The sequence below is a fragment of the Janthinobacterium sp. LS2A genome (assembly GCF_036543145.1).
Taxonomy (GTDB): domain Bacteria; phylum Pseudomonadota; class Gammaproteobacteria; order Burkholderiales; family Burkholderiaceae_D; genus Janthinobacterium; species Janthinobacterium aestuarii.
On sequence record NZ_JAZHPB010000012.1, the window covers coordinates 78891 to 101618 of the forward strand.

The window sequence follows — 22728 nt, forward strand, 5'->3', positions numbered from 1 at the left end:
CTTAGTTTCCTTTACCGGCAACGGCGGCGCTGCTGCTGGCCACGGCGGCGGCGGGCACGGCCTTGGCTGCCGTCAATTCCACTTTTTGCCCATCCTTGAAGGTCGAGCCCGGCGTGCGCAGCACGGTGTCGCCGCTGGCCAGGCCGCTTTGCACTTCCCACTGACCCGTGCGTACGTCGCGCGCGCCGATGCGCAAATTGACTTTATGCAAGGCCTTGTCCTTGACTTTCCACGTGTAGGTGATGTCGCCCGCCTTCACCAGGGCCGAATCGGGGATCATCAGCGCGCTGACGGTTTCCGTCTCGATGCGCCCTTCCGCATACAGGCCGGCCACGCGCGGCTGTTCCTTGTCGTTGAAATCGACCAGCACGGCCACCTGGCGCGTGACGGCGTTGGCGGCAGGATCGACTCGGCGTACCTTGCCCGCGAAATCCTGGCCCGGATAACCATTGATGCGGAACAGCACGGGCTGGCCCACCTTGACGACGCCGATCTTGTCGGCCGACACCAGGCCTTCGAGGCGCATACTGGTCGGATCGATGACCCTGATCAATTCCTTGCCGATTTGCGCCGTATCGCCATTCGATACCTTGCGCTCGCTCACGATGCCGTCGAACGGCGCACGCACGAGGGTGCGCTGCAACTGCTGGCGGGCCTGGGCGGCACGGCTCTTCGCGGCGGACAGATCGCTCTGTGCATTGTTGCGGCGGATTTCCGCATCTTCCAGCGCCTGCGTCGACGTCATGCCCGAGGCGCGCAGGGTTTTCATGCGCTGGAACATGCGTTCGGACTGTTCCAGCACCTGGCTCGAGGCGCGGCTCGCTTCTTCGGCCGAATTGAGGCTGTCGCGGATGGCCGTTTCGTCCAGGCGCACGAGCACGTCGCCGCGTTTCACGGCTTCGCCGTTTTCCTTCAGGACCCGGATCACCACGGCCGACACTTCGGCGCGCAAGTCCGCGTTGCGCTCGGGCTGCACGGAGCCGGTGATCACAGGGCCCGACGCCAGCGCATTGCTCTGGATGGTCAGCAAGTCTTCCGGCGACACGAGCAGATTGACGCTAGCGCCCGCCTGTTCCTTGCCATCCTTGCCAGCGCCTTTGCCAGGATCTTTGGACTCTTTGCCACAAGCGGCCAAGGCAGAAGCGATTGCCAGAACAAACAGGGTTTTGCGCAACATGGGTATTTCTCCGGATAGATAGCGCCACGACCGTCCCGGCGGCCCGGATAGGGCTGCAGGCGATGGCAGGCATTTATTTTTATTAAAACCACAAGCGCCAAAGTATCCATGAGCGCATCCGGGCATGTCAATCGGCCGTTTCCTGTAACGCTTTAATCAATGGATGAAACGTAGTTTTTACGCCCTGAAACGCAAAACCCCGCCTTGAAGCGGGGTTTTGCGTTTCAGGAAAAGCGAACTTAGCGGGCAAAGACGTAATTGATCAGGAAACCGATCGCCACGCCCGTGCACAGGCCGCCGGCGATTTCCACCAGGGTATGGCCCATGCGCTCGCGCAAGGTCTTGTGCGTGGCGCTGGCCGCTTCGCCGGCCAGGCGGTTGATGGCGGCCGCCTGCTTGCCCACGTGCTGGCGCAGGCTGTTGGCGTCGATGATGACGATGAAGGCCAATGTCACGGCCACGCCGAAGGCGGGATGACCGATGCCTTCGCGCAAGGCGATCAGCGTGGCCATGCTGGACACGACGGCGCTATGGTTGCTGGGAAAGCCGCCATTGCCGACCAGGCCGAACGCCCATTGCCGCGTGCGGGCACTGTTGATCAGAAATTTGATCGGTCCGACCAGGATCCAGGCGATCAGGGGCGTGACGAGGTAAGCGATATCCACGGGGTATTCCTTCTTATATATATGTAGAGAGTGTGTCTGGGGCTGCGGCAGCCAGACAGGCGCGCCGCAATTATCGCAGATCAACCGCGTTAGCAGAACCGTCCTTCGCCATGCCATAAAAACGCCGCCAGCGACGGCGATCATATAAAATCATGGCATATACAACAATTGACGTATATCAACACTGAGTGCGGCGCGCACAGCGGCGCGGATAATCAAACGTCTTCATACTTGCAACGGGGTCCTCATGCGGCATTTCAGAATTTCCTTTTTAGTCACTTTTATCCTGATGGCGGTGTCGGGCTGGTGGGGTTACAGCCATGGCGGCATGGCCGGCATGATCCAGGCGCTGTGGATCACGGGCGTGCTGGGCATCATGGAAGTGTCGCTGTCGTTCGACAATGCCGTCGTCAACGCCTCGGTCTTGCGCCACTGGAATGAGTTCTGGCAAAAACTGTTCTTGACGGTCGGTATCCTCGTGGCCGTCTTCGGCATGCGGCTGCTGTTCCCGCTCGTCATCGTATCGGTGGCCACGGGCCTGGGCCTGGTCGACGTGTGGACCATGGCCACCACGACGCCGGACGTGTATGCCAAGCACCTGACGGACAACCATGCGCAAGTGGCGGCCTTCGGCGGCGCTTTCCTGCTGCTGGTCTTCCTGAACTTCCTGTTCGACGACGAGAAGGAATTGCACTGGCTGGGCTGGGCCGAGGAAAAAGTCAACGCGCTGGGCACCGAAAGCCTGGCCGTACTGATCACCATGGGCGCCGTGGCTGCCTGCGTGGCGATGGGCCCCGTGGACGAAAAATACAGCGTGCTCGCTTCGGGCATCGTCGGCATCGCCGTCTACATCGGCGTGAACTGGATCAGCGGCTTGCTGGAAGAAGGCGAACCGGACTTGCAGGATGACGCGGAAGAAGGCGCAGCGCCGGCCAAAAACGGCAATGGCGACCTGGTAAAAACGGTGGCGCGCGGCAGTATCGGCGGCTTCCTGTACCTGGAAGTGCTGGACGCCTCGTTCAGCTTTGACGGCGTGATCGGCGCCTTTGCCATCACCAACGACGTCGTCATCATCATGCTGGGCCTGGCCATCGGCGCCATGTTCGTGCGCTCGATGACGGTCTTCCTCGTACACAAGGGTACCTTGGACGAATTCGTCTACCTCGAGCACGGCGCCCATTATGCGATCGGGATTCTCGCCTTGATCATGCTGGCATCCGTCAAGTACCATATTCCGGAATGGTTCACGGGCCTGTCCGGCGTGGCCTTCATCCTCGTCTCGCTGTGGTCATCGCTGCGTTATCGCAAACGGCACGCGGCGGAAGCTTGAAATCGGGGGTTTCGCCCCCAGTTGAAAAAGTAATGGCACGAGCGCCCTGGCGCTCATCCCATGAAGGCATGTTTGAGTCAATTATTGAAAAGGAGCACCACATGGCAATCAGTTTGCAAAAAGGCGGCAACGTCAACCTGAGCAAGGAAGCACCGAACCTGAAGAAGATCATCGTCGGCCTCGGCTGGGATCCTCGTTCGACGGACGGCGCCACCTTCGACCTTGACGGTAGTGCTTTCCTCCTGAAAAGCGACGGCAAAGTCCGTGGCGACTCTGACTTCATCTTCTACAACAACCTGAAGTCTACCGACGGTTCCGTCGTCCACACCGGTGACAACACCACGGGCGAAGGCGAAGGCGACGATGAGCGCATCGAAATCGACCTGTCGCGCGTGCCTGCCGACATCGACCGCATCAGCGTCACCGTCACCATTCACGACGCCGACGCGCGCCGCCAGAACTTCGGCATGGTCTCGAAAGCCTTCATCCGCTGCCTGAACGCGGAAGGCGAAAAAGAAATCGCCCGCTACGACCTGTCCGAAGACAGCTCGACGGAAACGGCGATGATCTTTGGCGAAATCTACCGCTACAACGGCGAATGGAAGTTCAAGGCCATCGGCCAAGGCTTCAACGGCGGCCTGGGCCCATTGGCCCGTTCGTTCGGCGTCAACGCCTAATTCACGCTCGTTAAACCTACTGCGCCGCTCACTTTCGGGCCTGCGTTGCTCGCTACCTCGGCGGTCCCGTACCTCCGTACAGCTGCGCGACTTAACCCGAAATCGAGCTTGCTCGCTACGGTTTTCCGAGGTGAATTATCTTAATGTCATATCATTGCTGCCGCCTGCACAGTTCAGGCGGCTTTTTTTTGGAGATTTATCATGCCAGTATTTAGTGTCACCGGCGACGTCGATCCATTCCTGCACGTCAGCATGAAGCAGGGCGAAACCATCTATTGCGAATCCGATGCGATGGTGATGATGGAGACGGCGCTGGACTTGAAAGGCAAGATGACAGGCGGCTTGGGCAGCGCCATCATGCGCCGCTTCGCGAATGGCGAATCGTTCTTCCAGCAGCACATCGAAGCGGTGCGCGGCAGCGGCGACTGCCTGCTCTCGCCCACCCTGCCGGGCGCCATCGAAGTGGTCGACGTGGGCGCGCGCCAGTACCTGCTCAACGACGGCGCCTTTGTCGCCGCCACTTCGGGCACGGAAATGAAGGTGCGCACGCAAAGCATCGGCAACGCCTTGTTCGCCCAGTCGGGCGGCTTCTTCGTCATGGAGACGGCCGGCACGGGACAAGTGGTGGTGTCGGGCTTCGGCTCCATGTTCCAGCTCGACGTCGAGCCGGGCAAGGATGTCGTGATCGACAATTCCCACGTCGTCTGCTGGGACAGCAGCCTGAAATACGAGATTTCCGTGACCACGGGCGGCGGCGCGAGCGGCGGCGGTATCGGCGGCTTCCTCGGCAATATCGTCAACAGCGTGACGAGCGGCGAAGGCATCGTGCTGCGCTTTTCCGGCTCGGGCAAGGTCTTCATCTGCTCGCGCAACCGCGACGCGTTCCTGAAGTGGACGGCGTCGGGCAAAGCCGGCTGATTTCCTCCCTCTAAGGCCAGGTTAAGTCTGGTCGTTTAGAATCCCCGCGCGCGCACCTGCGCGCGGCTTCCCCTATTTCCACCCGGTCCCCGTACATGCAAAGAGTCTGGTTCAACAAAACATTTTCCTCGGTCGGCACGGCCATGCGTCTGATCCGCGAGGCCGATATGGCCGCCACTGGCGGCACGCCCCGCTATCACATCGTGTGCAGCAATACGAACGCGCACGCGGCCGCCTTCCTGTCGGCCCACGAATACGCGGTCGAACCGTCGGGCCTCACGGGCCTCAATTATGTCGAGTGGTGCCTGGAATTTTGCCGCGAGCGGGGCATCACGATTTTCTGGCCCGGCAAGGAAGCGGGCCTGATCGGCAGCGCCAGCGCGCGCTTCGCCGCCATCGGCACGCGCGTACTCAGCGTGGCCAGCGAAGAGACCCTGACCCTGATGCACGACAAGGCACGCTTCTGCGACGGCCTTGATCTGCCGATGGCGCGCCCGGCCGACTACCGCGCCGTGACCACCATCGCCGAATACGACGCCGCCTACGCCGAACTGCGGCCGCTGCATCGCAAACTGTGCATCAAGCCGTCCGAATCCGTGTATGCCCTGGGCTTTGCCATTCTCGATGAAGAGCGCACCAGCGCCCAGCTGCTGCTGGCCGGCGCCGCCTACCAGATCAATGCACAGGAGCTGCGCAACGGCCTGGCGCAGATGGCATCGTTCAAGACCCTGCTGCTGATGGAATACCTCGATGGCCACGAATACAGCGCCGACTGCGTGGCGGACCAGGGCAAGCTCGTTTGCGCCGTGCCGCGCAAGAAGCTGCATGGTGGCGGCAGCGGCCAGCTGATCGAACTGCGCGACGACCTGCTGGCGGCCTGCGAGAAATTGGCACGCGACTACCACCTGAATGGCGTCTTCAACATCCAGTTCCGCGAAGGCGCGAATGGCCTGGCGCTGCTGGAGATCAACCCGCGCATGTCGGGCGGCATCGGCATGGCTTGCGCGGCCGGCCCCAACCTGCCCTACCTGGCGCTGGCCGGTTTCGACCAGGGCTTTGACAAGCTCACCGTGCCCGCCGTCCAGGAAGGCATGCGCGTGGGCGAAGCCGCCTACGCCGTGGAGCTGCCATGAACATCGTCAAGCAGCAGATGCCCACGGGCGAGCTGACCTTGACAGTGGACGAGGCGCGCTTTCCGCTGGACTGGCTGATCGGCTTTGCCGCGCGCGCCAACGCCAAGCGCGGCTTCCTGTTCCTGTCCAAGGTGCTGGGCAAGCACTGGCCCGTCACGCCGCGCGCCATGCAAACCATTCACGACGACCTGGCCGCGCAGATTCCTCCCAGCCTGCCCGGTCCCGTCGTCTTCATCGCCATGGCGGAAACGGCCGTCGGCCTGGGCCAGGGCGTGTTCGAGGCGTGGCTGCGCGCCAACCCGAATGGCAAGGCCCTGTTCTTGCACAGCTCGCGCTACCGCGTGGGCACGGTGCCCTTCTTCGAATTCGAGGAATCGCACAGCCACGCGCCGCGCCAGTTCCTGCATTTATCGGACGCGGCCAGCGCCCTGTTTTCCACGGCGCGCAGCCTGGTGCTGATCGACGATGAAGCGTCGACCGGCAACACCTTCGCCAATCTGGTGCAAGTGTGCCGCGCGCGCTATCCGCAGCTGGAAAAACTGCACCTGGGCGTCATTACCAATTTCATGGGCCAGGCCGCCAACACGGGCTTGAGCGAGCGTTTCGGCCTGCCCACCAGCATCGGCGCGGCGCTCTCCGGCCAGTATGCATTCCAGGCCGGCGTTGCGCCAGCTCCCGTGGCGGCCAGCGCGCAGCGCTTCGAGGCGAATGCGGAACGGGGCGCCAGCCCCGCGTTCGGCCGCATCGGCGTGGGCCGCGCCCTGGCGCCGCCGCAAGGCCTGGCCGTGCAGCTTGCGCAGGAAATCGGCGCCGGCGACTCCGTGCTCGTGCTGGGCACGGGCGAATTCATGCACCCGTCGTTTTTGCTGGCGCGCGAACTCGAAGCGCTGGGCAAGAACGTCGTGGTGCAGTCGACCACGCGCTCGCCGATCCTGTCGTGGGGTTCCGTCGGCCACATCGTCAACTGCGACGACAATTACGGCGAAGGCATCGCCAACTACCTGTACAACGTGGCGCCTGGCCAGTACCAGCACGTTTTCATCTGCCATGAAACCCCGGCCAGCCCGGCCCTCATGCAACTCGCCGGCCAGTTGAACGGCCGCCTGTTCCACTTTCAGTCAGAGACCAAAATTGAAGAAATTCCTGTTTGTTGATCTGGACGACACACTGTTCCAGACCCCTAAAAAATGCCCGGGCGAGACCGACCTGCAAGCGGCCGCCTATTTGAAAAATGGCGACGCCTGCTCGTTTACGACGGCGCGCCAGCGCGCCTTCTTTGAATTCGCGCAAAGCGGCATGACCCTGATACCCGCCACGGCGAGGAATGGCGACGCCTTCCGCAGAGTCGACCTGCCGTTTACCAGCTACAGCGTGCTCGATTACGGCGGCATCGTGCTGCAGCCGGGCGGCGCGCTCGATGCGGGCTGGCTGGCCCTGATGCAGAACGACATGCAGACAGCCTTGCCCGGCCTGCGGGACGCCATGCGCATCATCGACGATTTCCAGGCCAAGGCGGGCATGCCTTCGCGCGCGCGCCTGATCGAAGACTACAACACGCCGTTCTACATCGTCGTCAAGGACCATGAAGCGCGCGGCGAACGCCTGGCCGACATCGAAGAGCAGGTGCTGCAGCAGTGGATCGCCACCGAAGGTTCCGATTACTTCATCCACCGCAACGGCAACAACCTGGCCGTGCTGCCGAAAACCTTGAACAAGGCGCGCGCCGTCGCCTACCTGCGCGCGGAACTGGAAGCCGAACATGGCCCCATCGTCAGCTTCGGCATGGGCGACAGCCGTTCGGACGCGCGCTTCATGGCCGCCTGCGACTACGCCATCATCCCCAACGGCACCCAGCTGGCGGCACTCACGGTGGCGGCGCTATGACCGGCGGCACGCAACATTTCAGCGGCAGCTACCGCCAGGAAGACGTGGAGTTCCTGCTCACGCCGATGGCGCTAGAACCCATCCTCGACCTGGCCGAAAAAGAGCGCTTGATCCAGTCGGGCCAGCGCCACTACAGCGAAATGCTGTCGCCGGAATCCCTGCCTTCGCCCGCCTACCTGGCCCTGTTCCAGAGCGCGTTTGCGGCCAACCGCCTGCAGATGGCGCGCGACTGCCTGCGCCTGGCCGCCCTGATCGCGGCGCGCCGCACGGGTTCCATCACGCTGGTGTCGCTGGCGCGCGCCGGCACGCCCGTGGGCGTCATCCTGGGCCACTTGCTGCGCCAGGTGTTCCAGCGCGAATGCCAGCATTATTCCGTCTCCATCATCCGCGACCGCGGCATCGATGCGAACGCCCTGCAGCACATCCTGGCGCAGGGCCATGCGGCCGACTCCCTCGTCTTCGTCGACGGCTGGACGGGCAAGGGCGTGATTTCGCGCGAACTGCGCCAGACGGTCAATGACTTCAATGCCGCGCATGGCACGGCGATCGACGGCGGCCTGTTCGTGCTATCCGACCTGGCCGGCACGGCCGCCTGCGCCGCCTCGGCCAGCGACTATCTGATCCCGTCGAGCATTCTGAATGCCACCGTCTCGGGGCTCGTGAGCCGCTCCGTGCTCAACGAAGCCATAGCCCCCGGCGACTTCCACGGCTGCGTGTACTACGCGCAATTCGAGCAGCACGACCAGTCGCGTGCTTTCGCCGACGGCCTGGTGGCCGACGCCGTGGCCATTGCCGCCAGCAGCGGCGTGCCGCTGGCCGAAGCGAGCGATGCGCCAGCCATGGCGGCCCGCTCGCAAGCCTACATGGCTGCTACGCAGCAGGAATACGGCATCAGCGACATCAATCTGATCAAGCCCGGCATCGGCGAAGCGACGCGCGTGCTGCTGCGCCGCGTGCCCGAGCGCCTGATCGTGCGCGACACGAATGCGCCGGACGTGGCACATTTGCTGCTTCTGGCGCAGGAAAAAGCCATACCCGTCACAGTAGAACCGGCGCTGCCTTACCAGGCGGTCGCCCTTATCAGGAGCGCAGTCGATGGATAACAACTCCCTACACCCACAAAGCGAGCATAAGGCGGCGCTCGGCGCCTCCATGTATGTGCCGACCACGCACAAGGATTTGCTGGCGATCGCCAATGGCGACAAATTCAGCCATTTGCGCTCGGTGATCCTTTGCACCGAAGACGCCATCGCCGAACGCGACCTCAGTTACGCGCTGTTCAATCTGTCGCTGGCGCTGCAAAACATGTGCGACGACTCGGATACCTTGCGCTTCGTGCGCGTGCGTAATCTCGACGTGCTGGCGCGCGTGCTGGCCATGCCGGGCGCCGACAAATTGAGCGGCTTCGTGCTGCCGAAATCCACGCGCAGCAATTTCAACGCGTATTTCGAGCTGGTGCGCCACACGCACCATCTGCTGATGCCGACCCTGGAAACGGCGGAAGTGTTCGACGACGAGGAAATGAAGCAGTTCCGCATCATCCTGTCCGCGCCGGAGGTGCGGCGCCGCATCCTGGCCCTGCGCATCGGCGGCAACGATCTGCTGGCCCTGCTGGGATTGCGCCGCCCCACCAGCGGCACCATCTACCAGACGCCGCTGGGCCAGGTCATCGGCCGCCTGGTCACCATCTTCAAGCCGCACGGCTTCCAGCTGACGGCACCCGTCTTCGAGCACCTGTCGCAGGGCAGCTGGCTGGACGCCGAAGTGGCGCAGGACATGGCGCACGGCATGATCGCCAAGACCGCCATCCACCCGGACCAGGTGCCGCAGATCGAGCGCCACTACCAGGTGGCGCAGTCGGACATCGAACTGGCGCTGCGCATCATCGACCCGGACAGCCCGGCCGTGTTCCGCATGCAGGAATCGATGTGCGAAGTGGCTACGCATTCCAGCTGGGCGCTGCGCATCATCGAGCAGGCGCGCCTGTTCGGCATCCGCCATGCGGCCGATGGCGCCGCCGCGCACCATCCGACTACCTCATTGACTCAACTCTCAAGCGACGAAGGGATTGCACGACCATGACCAATTTCACACGCGGACAAAAAGGCAAACTGGCGGACCTGGGCTTGAACGGCCCGTTTGCCGTCACGCTCGATATCGTTTCGGGTTCGATGGAAGTGGACGTCAGCTGCTTCGGCGTCGATGCGGCCGGCAAGCTGTCGGACGACCGCTACATGGTGTTCTACAACCAGAAAAGCGCACCGGACAACGCCGTCACGGTGGAGCTGAACGGTCCCCGCTCCACCTTCCAGGTCGACCTTTCCCGCCTGCCCGCCTCGATCGACAAGCTGGTGTTTACTGCGGCGACGGAACAGGGCAGCATGCGCGCGCTGGGCAACTCCAGCATGGCGCTGGGCCAGGCGGCTACGTTCGCCTTCACGGGCAATGACTTCCAGGACGAGAAAGCCGTCATCATCGGCGAACTGTATCGCCGCGACGGCAGCTGGCGCTTCGGCGCCGTGGGCCAGGGTTTCGCGGGCGGCCTGGCGGCGCTGCTGAAGCACTTTGGCGGCAGCGAAGCGGGGGCGTCCTCCCCGGCGCCAGCACCGGCTTCCGTGCCTGCACCAGCGGCACCGCCGCCGGCGAATAAAATCTCGCTGTCGAAAATCCGCCTGGAAAAGCGCGGCGACAAGATCTCGCTCGACAAGCGCGACAGCGGCGGCTATGGCCGCATCAAGGTGAACCTGAACTGGAACCAGAATGCGTCGCAAGGCCAGGCGCCCGCATCGAAACTGGACACGGGCTTCCTCGGCAAGCTGTTCAACAAGCCGGCCGGCCGCTCGGGCGGCATCGACCTCGATATCGGCTGCCTGTTCGAAATGAGCAATGGCAGCAAAAGCGCCGTGCAGGCACTGGGCAACAGCTGGGGCGCCTACGACCGTCCGCCGTACATCCACCTGGAAGGCGACGACCGCACGGGCAGCATCAGCAGCGGCGAAAACATCTTCATCAACGGCACCCATTTCGACCAGATCAAGCGCGTGCTCGTCTACGCCTTCATCTACGAAGGCGTGCCGAACTGGGCCGCCACCGATGGCGTCGTGACGATCGAGATTCCCGGCCAGCCTACCGTGGAAGTGCGCCTCGACAGCGACAGCCAGCACGCCATGTGCGCCATCGCCATGCTGGAAAACCACGGCGGCAACCTGCAGGTGACAAAATTGGTGGAATACTTCGGCGGCCAAGGTAAAATCACGGCGCACCAGGCCATGGACGAAAGATATAACTTTGGCTTGAACTGGAAAGCCGGACGGAAAGACTGAGTGTACGTACACCACTAGCGGAAGGCTGGGGTCAGACCCGCCGGGTCTGACCCCGGGTTTTCTTCAATTTAACGATAAAAGTCAACATGACCCCTACGACCAAAAAAGTCACCTTCGCCTTTGCCATCTTCCTCGTGGCCGGCTTCCTGCTGCTGGCAGCCTACACGTGGATGGCCCTCAGCTTCTCGTACTCGGAAGGCGAACGGGCGGGCTACCTGCAAAAGTTCTCCAAGCGGGGCTGGATCTGCAAGACATGGGAGGGGGAATTGCTGCTGACGGCGCTGCCGGGTACCATTCCGGAAAAATTCCAGTTCAGCGTGCGCGATGAAGACGTGGCGAAGCAATTGACGGCCGCCGCCGGCAAGCGCATCCTCGTCACCTACAGCCAGCACAAGGGCGTACCCACGCAATGCTTCGGCGAGACGGAATATTTTGCCGATAAAGTCGTATTGAGCCAGTAACACTGTAATTTCGCAGCATCGCGCCGGCCGGCCCTTCCAGGCCGGCGCCTCCCTCCCGCCTCATCGCTGGCGCGCCTCACACATTCTCACTTTCTTATACACTTGTGATGAGTTCTGGCCAGTACAGTCCATAAATGTAGCCAATGTGCAAGATGCTTGCGCAATCGCATGATGCTCCGCCAGACGACCGTTAGCGTGTATTCACCTCTGTCACTGGAAACGTCATGCGCCTGCCATACACCGTCCTGGCCCTGCTGGCCGCCGCCCTCCCCCTGTCTGCCCGGGCACAGGATATCTCCGGCATGGCCGGCGCCCTGAAAGTGCACTCGACCAATGAACGCACCTTTGTCGGCGCCATCAGTTACACGCAGCCGGTGGGCAATTACAATGCGGTGAGCCTGTCGTATATCAACGAGGGGCATCCGGAAGACCATCACCGCGACGGCATGGCGGGCCAGGTGTGGCTGCGCACGAAAAACGTGGACCAGGGACTGATGCTGGGCGCCGGCATCGGCCGCTATTTTTTCTTCGACACGGCCAAGACGGACGAAGCGCCGCACAATTTCGACAATGACCACGGCTGGGGTTCCATCGCCAGCCTGCAGGCGCGCTGGCAGTTCGACAACCGCTGGTATGCCTTGGCCCAGGTCAACCGTATCCGTCCCAGCGGCAAGGACACCACCACGCACCTGCTGATCGGCGCCGGCTACCGCTATGACGGCGTGCCGGGCGCCAAGCTGCACCTGCAGAACTGGGCGTATGACGACACCTTGACCCTATCGACAGGCCACACCATCGTCAACAGCTTCCGCTCCGAATCCTCGCGCCCGTTCACCTTGGAATACCGGCGCGCGGCGGGAAAATACGTGGACTGGAGCGCCACCGTCATCGACGAAGGCAGCACGGCGCTGGCGCACCGGCGCGGCGCGGCCGCCCAGCTGTGGCTGATCCGCTCGCTCAATGAAAAGGTGGAATTCGGCATGGGTGCCGGGCCATACGTGGCCTGGGACGGCCGCGACACCCAGGGCCACGACGCGCGCCTGACAGGCTTGCTGTCAGCCGTGGCCCGCTACCACGTCAACCGCCACTGGCTGGCGCAAGTGGCGTGGAACCGGGTGGTAACGGATTACCACCGCGATGCCGATGTGCTGCTGGTGGGCGTGGGCAGGAAGTTTTAAACGTTCTAGCGCGAACGCCATACGGCGCCGGCTGACTCGTTCGGCTGCGTCAATCTCTCGATCACTTCACGCGTCAGACTGGCCGAGCTCACCTGTTCAGCTTTCGCGCGGGCGGCGGTCAGGGAGCTGGAAAACGCGCTTTGCGGCTGCTCCAGGCTGGCGCGCAGGGCGGCCAGTTCGCGCTCCTGCTGCTGCGCGCGCTCCAGCTCCCGTTCCAGCAATTGCTGCTTGGCGGCGGCCATCGCACGCGTCGTCTCGGCCGCCTTGCGCTGCAGGGCCGCATGGGCCTGGGCGCTGGCCAGCAAGGCTTGCTGCGCGTCGAGTTTCTCGCTGGCCGCTTGTTGCGCGGCCAGTTCCAGCTGCTCGCGCTGGCGCATGGCGTCGAGCGCCTGCTGTTCCATGGCGGCGCGCGTTTCGGCGGCTGCCGTGGCCTGCTTTTCCGCTTCCAGGCGGCCGGCGATCGCTTGCGAGGCGCGCTCTTCGGCGCTGCTGGTCTGGCGCTGCTGTACCAGTTTTTGCGCGATCAGGGCCAGCGACTCGCGTTCGGCCGCGACGAAATCGCGCTCGGACGCCAGCAGCGCATCGGCCGCTTGCGCCTTGTCTTCTTCCACGCGGGCGCGCTCGCTATGCACCTGTCCCAGTTCCACGGCCAGGCGCGCCTGCGCCTGCACGGCTTGCGCGGCAGCCGCTTTCTGTTCGCCTTCGACCAAGGCCTGGTCCATCAGGATGCGGATGGCGTCCGCTTCCTTTTGCGCCGCTTCCCGCAAAGCCTGTTCGGCCGCGTGCTGGCCGCGCAGCAGTTCCGCTTGCGCGCCTTCGGCGGCGATGCGTTCCTGCGCCGCGTTGAATGCCAGCGCTTCCGCTTCCAGTTTTTCTTTCAAGGCGGCGATGGCGGCTTGTTCCGCGGCCAGGCGTTCCTGCTCCGCTTGCAGCAGCTGCTCTGCCTGACGGGCTTTTTCCTGCGCCAGTTGCGACGTTTGCTCCTGCGCGGCCAATGTCGCCTTGCCGGCATCGACTTCGGCCTGCTCGGCTTCGTTCTGGCTGGCGACCAGTTCCGATGCGTGGCGCGCCAGTTCGGCCCGTTCCTGCGCCAGGCTGGCGGCGCGCTGCTGCTCTTCCAGTTCGCGGGCGGCGGCCACGGCGGCTGCCTGCTCGGCCGCTTCGCGTGCCTTGGTTTCTTCGAGGGCCGCCGTTTCCGCTTCCAGCTTGGCGTGGCCGGCGATTTCCGCATCCTGTTCGGCGGCCACGCGGGCCAGCGCCACGGCGCGCAGCTGGCGGTCCACCTCGATGCGCGCCTCGGTGGCGGCAAGGATGCGCACGTCGGCATCGCGGCGCGCCTGCGCGCTGGCCACGGCGACCATTTCCAGGCGCTCGCGGTGGATGGCCGCGTCACGCAATTCCTTTTCCGTCTGCAGGCGCAAACGCAGCGATTGCGCTGCATGGCGTTCCGATTCCGCCTGCGCCAAGGCAATGGCTTCGCGTTCCTGTTCCAGGTGCGCCAGCGCGCGCGCTTCTTCCAGGGCGCGCACTTCGGCGGCGGCGCGATTGAAGGCCGATTCCAGCGCGATCTGGTCGGCGCGCTCGCGTTGCACCGTCAAGTCCAGCGCTTCGCTTTCCGCTTCGGCCAGCATCTGCGCAGTCTGGCGCGCGCCGTGCGCATGGCGCTCGCGTTCACGCGCCAGCACGGCCACTCGTGCATCGGCCGAGGCGATGCCCACCATTTCTTCCTTGGCCGCCTGCACGGCGGCGACGCGCTCGACGGCTTGCAGGCGCGCCTGCTCCGTCTGCACTTGCAATTCTTCTGCGGCGCGGGCGGCCTGCTCGGCCAGTTCCGACTGCACGGCCACCTGTTCGCTGGCGCGCAAGCGGCTTTCCTGTTCGGCACGCGAACGCTGTTCGGCGGCCAGGCGGATTTCGTTATCGGACTCCACGCGGGCGCGCAGTTCGGCCGTCTCCTGCTTAACGGCTTCCAGACGGGCCACGCTCGCTTGCGCGGCGGCGCGCATGGTATCGAGACGTTCGCGGTTGGCGGCAATCGCTTCTTCGGCTGCCTGCGCATTTTGCTGGGCGGCGGCGGCGGCCGCCGCGTCGATGGCGGCGCGATCTTCGGCCAGCGAGCGCACGCGCGCCTCGGCCAGCGCCCGGCTTTCGGCGGCGCAGGTAGCTTTCGCTTCCGCTTCCACGCGGGCAATCGCCTCGTGGATGGCTTTCAATTCCATTTTCTGGCGTTCGACGGCGGGCGCCTTGCTGTCGGCTTCGGCTGCCGGTTCAGCTTGCGGTTCGGCTTGCGGTTCGGACGCGATGGCAGCAGCAGGCGCTTCCGCCTTGCTTTCCAGGTCCTTGAAATCATGCAGCGAGACGATGCTGTCCTGGTCGAACTCGTCGTCGGCGGAATACGCGACGGTGAGGGAGGCGGCCTGGCGCTGATTTTGCTGTGCTTGCATGATTTCTCGCTTGTTCGGGTGAATTCCGTTGCTTCTAGGAATTTATTAGCACCATTATCGAACAGGCATGCGCAAATCAGCGCGGCAAGAAGAGCGCCTTTTACCGCCCTTTTCGGGCGTTTAGGTCAAACAGGCCACAATGGCGCTTCGTCCATCAACGCCACCTGCTCCCTGAGTTCCAATATCCGGTCCTGCCAATACCGCTGCGTGTTAAACCACGGGAAGGCGACGGGGAAGGCGGGGTCGTCCCAGCGGCGCGCCAGCCAGGCCGAATAATGGATCAGGCGCAGGGTGCGCAGCGCTTCGACCAGGTACAGCTGGCGCGGGTCGAAATCGCAGAAGTCCTCATAGCCGGCCAGGATGTCGCTCATCTGGCGCACCTGGTCGCTGCGCTCGCCCGACAGCATCATCCACAGGTCCTGGATGGCCGGTCCCATGCGGCTATCGTCGAAATCGACGAAGTGGGGGCCGGCGTCCGTCCACAGCACATTGCCGCCATGGCAGTCGCCGTGCGTGCGCAGCATGGCCACGTCGCCCGCACGGTCATAGCAGTGCTTGACGCCGTCGAGCGCCTGCTGCGCCACGCTGGAATAGGCGGCCAGCAGTTCGGGCGGCAGGAAATTGCCTTCCAATAGAAACTCGCGCGGTTCGACGCCGAACGTCTGGTGGTCGAGGGCCGGCCGTTCCTTGTAGGTCGACAGCGCGCCGACGGCGTGGATGCGGCCGATGAAGCGCCCTATCCATTCCAGGGTGGCCGGGTCGTCCAGCTCTGGCGCGCGGCCGCCATGGCGGGGGAAGACGGCAAAACGGAAGCCCTGGTACTGGTGCAGGGTGCTGCCATTGATGTCCAGCGCCGGCACCACCTGGATTTCGCGCTCGACCAGCTCGGACACGAACGCGTGTTCTTCCAGGATGGCCGTATCGCTCCAGCGCGCGGGACGGTAAAACTTGGCCACCAGCGGCGCGCTGTCTTCGATGCCCACCTGGTAGACGCGGTTTTCATAGCTGTTCAGGGCCAGCAGGCGGCCATCGCCGCGCAGTCCCACGCTGTCGAGGGCGTCGAGCACGCAATCGGGGCTCAGGGCGGAAAAGGGATGGACGGGCCGGTCGTCCTCGTGCGGCTGGTTTTCATTGTGCATAAGCGACATTGTAAGGCGCGCGCGGGCCGCCGGTGCAAACACTTGGGCGGCAAGCCGCAGCAAGGCGTATACTGGCGCCTTACATTCAATAAAAGAGCAAGCCATGCAACTCGAACAGCCATTATCAGAAAAAGAATTTGACGAATTAGACCAATTCCTGTTGTCGGACCGGTGCTCCGAAGACGCGATGACCATGGATATGCTGCACGGCTATCTGACGGCCGTGGCCATCGGTCCGGAACCGATCATGCCGGCCGAGTGGTTGCCGCGCGTGTGGGGCGAAGATGTCAACGACGCGCCGAAGTTCAAGAACAGCAAGGAAGAAGAGCGCATCGTCAACCTGATCATGCGCTTCATGAACGAAGTGCTGGTGACGTTTGAAGTGGCGCCGAAAGAATTCGAAGCGCTGTTCGTCGAGCACGACTACGAAGGCCAGACCCTGATCGACGCCGAAGCGTGGTGCTGGGGCTTCTGGGACGGCATGGAACTGCGTCCGGGCTCGTGGAACGAGATCTGGGATTCCGAAGTGGCCGAACTGATGCAGCCAATCTACCTGCTGGGCGCCGACGAAATCAAGGAAGAAGAACTGAAACTGGTGGAAGACCCGGTCAAGGCGCACAAGCTGGCGCAGGAACTGGAAGCGAACCTGCCGGCCATCCACCGTTTCTGGGTCCCGCGCCGCAAGGCACCGGTGCAAACCATGAAGCGCGAAGAGCCGAAAGTGGGCCGCAACGACGACTGCCCTTGCGGCAGCGGCAAGAAGTTCAAGAAATGCTGCGGCGCCGAGCCGGCAGCTGAGTAATCGCGCAGTAGCATCCCTTTTGCGCCGGCGTCCTGCCGGCGCAGCGCCGGCGCTGGCCCCCGGGCTATAATCGGCGCATGAAACTCCCCGACCTGAACCTGCTCGTCGCCCTCGACATCCTGCTCGAGGAAGGCAGCGCCGTGGCCGCCGCGCGGCGCATGAACCTGAGCGCGCCGGCCATGAGCCGCACCCTGGCGCGCATCCGCGACGCCATTGGCGACCCCGTCTTCGTGCGCTCCGGGCGCGGCCTGGCGCCCACCCCGCGCGCGCTGGAATTGCGCGAGCAGGTGCGCGGCGTGGTGGAGCAGGCGCACGCCATCTTCACGTCGGGCCGCGAAGTCGACTTGCGTACCCTGGAACGCACGTTCAGCCTGTGCGCCAATGACGTGTTTGTCGGCGCCTACGGCGGCAAGCTGCGCGACCTGCTGGCCGTGCACGCGCCGCACACCGTGCTGCGCTTCGTGCCCGAAGGCGACGGCGCCACGGAAAACGACGCCCTGCACGCTGGCCGCATCGACCTGTACATCAGCGCGCGGCGCGCCTTCGCTCCCGACATCAAGCTGCAGCAGCTGTTTAGCAGCGGCTTTGTCGGCATCGCCCGCAGCGACCACCCGATCTTCGACGGCCCCATCAACCTCGACAGTTTTACCGAGTACGAGCATATCAGCGTCTCGCGGCGCGGCCTGGCGCGCGGCCCCTTCGATACGGCCCTGGAGGAGCGGGGCTACACGCGCAGGGTTTCGCTGATCAGCCCCAACTTCCAGTCCGCCATCTTCGCCGTGGCCGATTCGCGCCTGCTGCTGCCCTTGATGCCCACACCGCTGCTGGCCATCGTCGAGCGCCTGGGCCTGAAGCTGCGCACGTTCGAACTGCCCATCCCCGTCGACAGCGTGGAAGTCTTCCAGGCCTGGCACCCGCGCCTCGACCACGACCATGCGCACCGCTGGCTGCGCCGCATGATCAAGGAGCTGTGCGGCAGCGCGCTGCCAGAGGAATAAATTATTGCGCCAGACGCAATTCACACTTCCTTAATTATCAATTTTCACAAGATTAACGGCTACCTATACTGCGTGGACTGATCCTCATCCACGGAGTTCCCTGTGTCCGCTGTCCCCCTTCCCGGCGCCGCCCCTGCGGCCGCGCCGCCTCCCTCACCTCCTATCTTCGGCCTGCGCCTGGCCACGGGCCTGACCGGTGTGCTGCTGGCCGTGCTGGTGTCAGGCCTGAATGAAAACATCACCAAGATCGCGCTGGCCGACATTCGCGGCGCCATGGGCATCGCGCGCGACGACGCCAGCTGGCTCGTGGCCCTGTATGCGGCTGCCTCGGTGTCGGCCATGGCGTTCGCGCCGTGGTGTTCCGTCACGTTCTCGCTGCGCCGGCTGACGGCCGCCGCCATCATCGTCTGCATGGCCGCCGGCCTGCTATGCCCGTTTGCGCCGAACCTGTCCGTGCTGATGTTCCTGCGCGTGGTGCAGGGCGCGGCCGGCGGCGCCCTGCCGCCCATGCTGATGACGGTGGCGCTGCGCTTCCTGCCGCCGAACATCAAGCTGTATGGCCTGGGCGGCTATGCGCTGAGCGCCACTTTCGGCCCCAGCCTGGGCACGCCGCTGGCCGCCTTCTGGACCGAGTACCTGGGCTGGCAATGGGCGTTCTGGCAAGTCGTCCCGGGCAGCATCGTCGCCCTGCTGATGGTGTCCTGGGGCTTGCCGCAAGACCCGCTGCGCCTCGAACGTTTCCGCCAGTTCGACTGGCGCGGCCTGCTGCTTGGCCTGCCCGCCATCAGCATGCTGGTGGTGGGCATGCTGCAGGGCGAACGCCTGGCGTGGTTCGCCTCGCCGCTGATCTGCGTGCTGCTGGGCGGCGGTCTATTGCTGCTGGTGCTGTTCTTCATCAACGAGTGGTCGCACCCGCTGCCCTTCTTCAAGCTGCAGCTGCTGTCGCGGCGCAACCTCAGCCACGCCCTGCTGACCCTGGGCGGCGTGCTGTTCGTGCTGCTGGCCGTGATCCTGATCCCCTCGTCCTACCTGGCGCAGGTGCACGCCTACCGCCCGCTGCAAACGGCGCCCGTGATGCTGATGGTGGCGCTGCCGCAGCTGGTCGCCCTGCCGCTGGTGGCCGCTATGTGCAATCTGCGCGCCGTCGACTGCCGCTGGGTGCTGGCCATCGGCCTGAGCATGCTGGCCCTGTCCTGCGTGCTGGGCGCGCGCATGTCGCCGGACTGGATACGCACGCATTTCTACCTGCTGCAAGCGGTGCAGATCTTTGCACAACCGATGGCCGTGATTCCCTTGCTGCTGCTCGCCACCACGGGCCTGGCGCCGCAGGATGGACCGTTCGCCTCGGCCTGGTTCAACACCATCAAGGGCATGTCGGCCGTCGTCGCCACCGGCGTGCTCGATGCGCTGATCACGCGCCGCAACCATTTCCATTCGACGGTGCTCAGCGAACGCCTGGGCAACCTGCCGGGCGCCGTCGATGTGCCAGGGCTGGCACAGCGCATGCATGCGCAAGTCGTCACCCTGACCTCGTCCGACCTGTACCTCTGCGTGGCCGCCATCGCGCTGGCCATGATTGTGATCATCCCCATCCTGCCGACGCGCGTCTATCCGCCGCGCGCCGCTTGAATTTTCATTTTTACGAAAGAGCCTCACCATGAATGTCCCCATACTGCGCTCGCGCGCTTTCCTCCTCGGCCTGGCCCTGCTGGCCTGCGCCCTCGCCTTTTGCGCCTGGCAACTGCTGTTTTCCCGCAGCGAAGAACAAGGCACCGACGACGCCTTCGTCAGCGCCGACTACACCGTGCTTTCTCCCAAGGTGGGCGGCATCGTGCGGGAAGTGCTGGTGGAAGACAACCAGGCTGTCAAGGCGGGTCAGCTGCTGGCCCGCATCGACGACCGCGATTACCAGGCCGCCGCCGCCTCGGCACGCGCCGAAGTAGCGGGCGCCGAGGCGCAGCTGGACTATGCCCGCGCCACGGTGCAGCGCCAGCAATCTGTGATCGAACAAGCCAGCACCCTGGTCGAGGCCAACCAGGCGGAAGACAAACTGGCGCAGCAGGAACTGGCCCGTTCAACGCACCTGGCCGGCCAGGGCGCGGGCAGCGTGCAGAATGCGCAGCAGGCGCAGTCGCGCTACGACGTGAGCCGCGCGCGCCTGGCGCAAAACCGCGCCGCCCTGGTTGCCACCCGCAAGCAGACGGACATTTTGCAAGCGCAGCAAGGGGCGGCCGAAGCAGCCCTGCTGCGCGCCCGCGCCAGCCTGCAACGGGCCGAACTGGATCTGTCGCATACGCAGCTGCGCGCCCCCATCGACGGCATCGTGGGACGCCGCGCCGTGCGCGTCGGCGCCCTCGTGGCGCCCGGCGCCAGCCTGATGGCCGTGGTGCCCCTGAACCGCAGCTTCGTCGTCGCCAACCTGCAGGAAACCCAGCTCACGCACGTGCGCCAGGGCCAGCGCGCCAGCATCGCCGTCGACGCCTATCCGGGCGTACTCCTGCATGGCACCGTGCACAGCATCGCGCCGGCCACGGGCGTGACGTTTGCCGCCATCGCGCCGGAAAACGCCACCGGCAACTTCACCAAGGTGGTGCAGCGCATCCCCGTGCGGATCGCGCTCGACCCGGAGCAGGATGGCGAACATCGCCTGCGCGTGGGCATGTCGGCCGAAGTGCGCATCGATACGGCCATGCGCCGTCAAGCATTGACACAGGTGAGCGCACGATGAAAGCACTGATCTTGATCACGGCCCTGGGCCTGGCCGGCTGCGGCAGCGTCGGCACCGACTTCCAGCGCCCGCCCCATGACCTGGGACAGCAATGGCGCCAGGCGCAGGATGCCCGCTTCGCGGCGGCACAGGATGGCGCCATCGAGCAGCACTGGTGGGACAGCTTTGGCGACGCGACCTTGTCGTCCCTGCTGCGGCGCGCCGCCGGCGCCAACCTCGACGTGCTGGCGGCCGCCAGCCGGCTCGAACAGAGCCGCGCCGCACGCGGTGTGGCCGGCGCCGCGCAAGGCCCGTCCCTGGGCGCGAATGGCGGCTACAGCCGCACGCGCAACAGCGAACAAGGCTTGAGCGACCCGTCACGCAACAACGGCCAATCCGCCTACAGCCTGTGGCAAGGCAACCTCGATGCGGCCTGGGAGCTGGACCTGTGGGGCCGCGTGCGGCGCGAAGTGGAAGCGGCCGACGCGCGCGTCGACGTGGCCCAGGAAACGCAGCGCGGCGTGCTGCTGGCCGTGCTGGCCGAAACGGCGCGCGACTACATCGAGTTGCGCGGCGCGCAGCAAACCCTGGCCATCACGCAGCAGCTGCTCGACATCGCCCGCCATACCCTGGAGCTGACCCGCATCCGCCTGCGCGAAGGCGCGGCGACGCAGCTCGACGAAGCGGAAGCGGCGGCCCACGTAGCCACCATCGAAGCGCGTTTGCCGCCGCTGCAGCAGCGCGTAGCGCGCCTGGGCAATGCCCTCGCCCTCTTGCTGGCGCTGCCGCCGCAAGCCTTGCAGGCGGAACTGGGGGCCAGCAAGGATATCCCTATTGTGGCCATGCAGGTGCAGCTGGGCGTGCCCAGCAGCCTGGCCGAGCGGCGTCCCGATATCCGCCGCGCCGAAGCGCAGCTGCACGCGGCCACGGCCGCCATCGGCGTGGCGCAGGGCGATTTCTATCCGCGCATCACCCTCTCGGGCAGCATCGGCCTGCAAGCGATGCAGCTGTCCGATATCGGCTGGGACGCCAAACGCTTTGCCTTCGGCCCCGGCTTCAGCGTACCCCTGTTCGATGGCGGCCGCCTGCGCGGCAAGCTGCAATTGCGCGAAGCGCAGCAGCAGGAAGCGGCCATCGCCTACCGCCAGACGGTGCTGGCCGCCTGGCACGAGGTGGAAGACGCCTTGTCCGGCTACCAGGCCAACGCCCGCCGCCAGGCCAGCCTCGATGAAGCCGTCAAACAGGGACGGCGCGCGCTGGGCAGCGCGGAACTGCAGTACCGCCAGGGCGGCACGGACTTGATCAACGTGCTGCACGTGCAAAACACCTTATTGAACAACGAGGCGGCGCTGGTCGACAGCCGCGCCACCGCGTCGCTGTCGCTGGTCCAGGTCTACAAGGCGCTGGGCGGCGGCTGGCAAGCCTTTTCAAGCACCTCGCAAGAAAGTACCCAATGAAACCGGATCCCGCACATTTCTCCATCCACGACGTCAGCGACTTTCCCATCGTGCGCTTTCGCCCTGAAACGGCCGTTACCGGCTATGCCCCGCTGTGGGAAAACGACATGGACGCCCTGCTGCGCCACGGCGAACCGTTCGTCATGCTGTTCGAAGAGGAGCGCAGCGATGAAGCGCATGTCGACCGCAAGCGGCGCGGCCTGTGGCTCAAGCATCACAAGGTGGCGCTGGCCGCCATTTGCCGGGGCCTGGTGTCCATCGAGGCGGACACGGAACAGCGCGCGCGCCTGCAGGAGATGGCGGCCGGCGCCATGAAAGCCTTCGGCATCGTGCAGGAAGTGGCGGCCACCCGCGAACAGGCCGACGCCCTGATGGTGTGGCTGCTGGGCAGCGGCCAGATGGCGCGGCCGCGCGCGGCGGACGTGTGGTGAGTGA

Annotated in this window: 21 protein-coding genes; 17 read left to right on the top strand and 4 right to left on the bottom strand. The window is 64.7% G+C overall.

Features of this window, described 5'->3' with window-relative positions; genetic code table 11:
• Position 1: 1 nt before the first annotated feature.
• Together V3C40_RS26210 and V3C40_RS26215 are read right to left on the bottom strand one after the other, a co-directional pair.
• Entirely contained in the window at positions 2–1177 is a 1176-nt protein-coding gene (locus tag V3C40_RS26210) for an efflux RND transporter periplasmic adaptor subunit (RefSeq protein ID WP_331778921.1), read from the bottom strand.
• Between the two features lie 239 nt (positions 1178–1416).
• Positions 1417–1842: a divergent PAP2 family protein gene (locus V3C40_RS26215; protein WP_319993171.1), complete on the bottom strand. Its 426-nt coding sequence runs from the start codon at positions 1840–1842 to the stop codon at positions 1417–1419.
• 247 nt (positions 1843–2089) lie between these two features.
• Between V3C40_RS26215 and V3C40_RS26220 the strand changes: the two genes are divergently transcribed.
• The 11 genes from V3C40_RS26220 (at position 2090) to V3C40_RS26270 (ending at position 12746) form a co-directional block, all read left to right on the top strand.
• Complete coding sequence (locus V3C40_RS26220; protein ID WP_331778922.1) at positions 2090–3172, top strand: DUF475 domain-containing protein; 1083 nt, start codon at positions 2090–2092, stop codon at positions 3170–3172.
• Positions 3173–3273: 101 nt separating this feature from the next.
• Entirely contained in the window at positions 3274–3849 is a 576-nt protein-coding gene (locus V3C40_RS26225) for a TerD family protein (RefSeq protein ID WP_034759261.1), read from the top strand.
• A gap of 201 nt (positions 3850–4050) precedes the next feature.
• Positions 4051–4767 (top strand): TIGR00266 family protein, encoded by a 717-nt coding sequence (locus V3C40_RS26230; protein WP_034759265.1) that lies wholly within the window; start codon positions 4051–4053, stop codon positions 4765–4767.
• 95 nt (positions 4768–4862) lie between these two features.
• Positions 4863–5900: an ATP-grasp domain-containing protein gene (locus tag V3C40_RS26235; protein WP_331778923.1), complete on the top strand. Its 1038-nt coding sequence runs from the start codon at positions 4863–4865 to the stop codon at positions 5898–5900.
• A complete protein-coding gene (locus V3C40_RS26240; RefSeq protein WP_331778924.1) occupies positions 5897–7054 on the top strand; it encodes a phosphoribosyltransferase domain-containing protein in 1158 nt (385 codons plus the stop codon). Before V3C40_RS26235 ends, V3C40_RS26240 begins: the two co-directional genes overlap by 4 nt.
• Complete coding sequence (locus V3C40_RS26245; protein WP_034759274.1) at positions 7032–7784, top strand: HAD family hydrolase; 753 nt, start codon at positions 7032–7034, stop codon at positions 7782–7784. The genes V3C40_RS26240 and V3C40_RS26245 overlap by 23 nt, the downstream gene beginning before the upstream one ends.
• Positions 7781–8887, top strand: coding sequence for a cysteine protease StiP family protein (locus tag V3C40_RS26250; protein WP_331778925.1), 1107 nt, complete (start codon positions 7781–7783; stop codon positions 8885–8887). Before V3C40_RS26245 ends, V3C40_RS26250 begins: the two co-directional genes overlap by 4 nt.
• A complete protein-coding gene (locus V3C40_RS26255; protein ID WP_128140107.1) occupies positions 8880–9866 on the top strand; it encodes an HpcH/HpaI aldolase/citrate lyase family protein in 987 nt (328 codons plus the stop codon). Before V3C40_RS26250 ends, V3C40_RS26255 begins: the two co-directional genes overlap by 8 nt.
• Positions 9863–11107 (top strand): TerD family protein, encoded by a 1245-nt coding sequence (locus V3C40_RS26260; RefSeq protein ID WP_331778926.1) that lies wholly within the window; start codon positions 9863–9865, stop codon positions 11105–11107. Before V3C40_RS26255 ends, V3C40_RS26260 begins: the two co-directional genes overlap by 4 nt.
• Positions 11108–11193: 86 nt before the next feature.
• The gene (locus V3C40_RS26265; RefSeq protein WP_034759290.1) at positions 11194–11568 is read left to right on the top strand and encodes a hypothetical protein; all 375 of its coding nucleotides are present in this window, start codon (positions 11194–11196) and stop codon (positions 11566–11568) included.
• A gap of 224 nt (positions 11569–11792) precedes the next feature.
• Positions 11793–12746 (top strand): hypothetical protein, encoded by a 954-nt coding sequence (locus V3C40_RS26270; RefSeq protein ID WP_034759310.1) that lies wholly within the window; start codon positions 11793–11795, stop codon positions 12744–12746.
• 5 nt (positions 12747–12751) lie between these two features.
• Here the strand turns inward: V3C40_RS26270 and V3C40_RS26275 are convergent, their stop codons facing one another.
• Together V3C40_RS26275 and V3C40_RS26280 are read right to left on the bottom strand one after the other, a co-directional pair.
• Positions 12752–15190 carry a hypothetical protein gene (locus V3C40_RS26275; protein WP_331778927.1) on the bottom strand — a complete coding sequence of 813 codons (2439 nt, stop codon included), beginning with the start codon at positions 15188–15190 and terminating at the stop codon, positions 12752–12754.
• 125 nt (positions 15191–15315) lie between these two features.
• Positions 15316–16329 carry a serine/threonine protein kinase gene (locus tag V3C40_RS26280; RefSeq protein ID WP_331778928.1) on the bottom strand — a complete coding sequence of 338 codons (1014 nt, stop codon included), beginning with the start codon at positions 16327–16329 and terminating at the stop codon, positions 15316–15318.
• Between the two features lie 103 nt (positions 16330–16432).
• Here V3C40_RS26280 and V3C40_RS26285 point away from each other — a divergent pair, with 103 nt between their 5' ends.
• From V3C40_RS26285 to V3C40_RS26310, 6 genes are all read left to right on the top strand, one after another.
• Positions 16433–17131, top strand: coding sequence for a UPF0149 family protein (locus V3C40_RS26285; RefSeq protein WP_034759318.1), 699 nt, complete (start codon positions 16433–16435; stop codon positions 17129–17131).
• A gap of 77 nt (positions 17132–17208) precedes the next feature.
• Positions 17209–18129: a LysR family transcriptional regulator gene (locus V3C40_RS26290; protein WP_331778929.1), complete on the top strand. Its 921-nt coding sequence runs from the start codon at positions 17209–17211 to the stop codon at positions 18127–18129.
• A 102-nt stretch (positions 18130–18231) separates the two neighbouring features.
• The gene (locus V3C40_RS26295) at positions 18232–19758 is read left to right on the top strand and encodes an MFS transporter (protein WP_331778930.1); all 1527 of its coding nucleotides are present in this window, start codon (positions 18232–18234) and stop codon (positions 19756–19758) included.
• A gap of 28 nt (positions 19759–19786) precedes the next feature.
• Complete coding sequence (locus tag V3C40_RS26300; RefSeq protein WP_331778931.1) at positions 19787–20857, top strand: HlyD family secretion protein; 1071 nt, start codon at positions 19787–19789, stop codon at positions 20855–20857.
• Entirely contained in the window at positions 20854–22293 is a 1440-nt protein-coding gene (locus V3C40_RS26305; RefSeq protein ID WP_331778932.1) for an efflux transporter outer membrane subunit, read from the top strand. The genes V3C40_RS26300 and V3C40_RS26305 overlap by 4 nt, the downstream gene beginning before the upstream one ends.
• The gene (locus tag V3C40_RS26310; RefSeq protein WP_051992042.1) at positions 22290–22724 is read left to right on the top strand and encodes a hypothetical protein; all 435 of its coding nucleotides are present in this window, start codon (positions 22290–22292) and stop codon (positions 22722–22724) included. The genes V3C40_RS26305 and V3C40_RS26310 overlap by 4 nt, the downstream gene beginning before the upstream one ends.
• Positions 22725–22728: the final 4 nt, after the last annotated feature.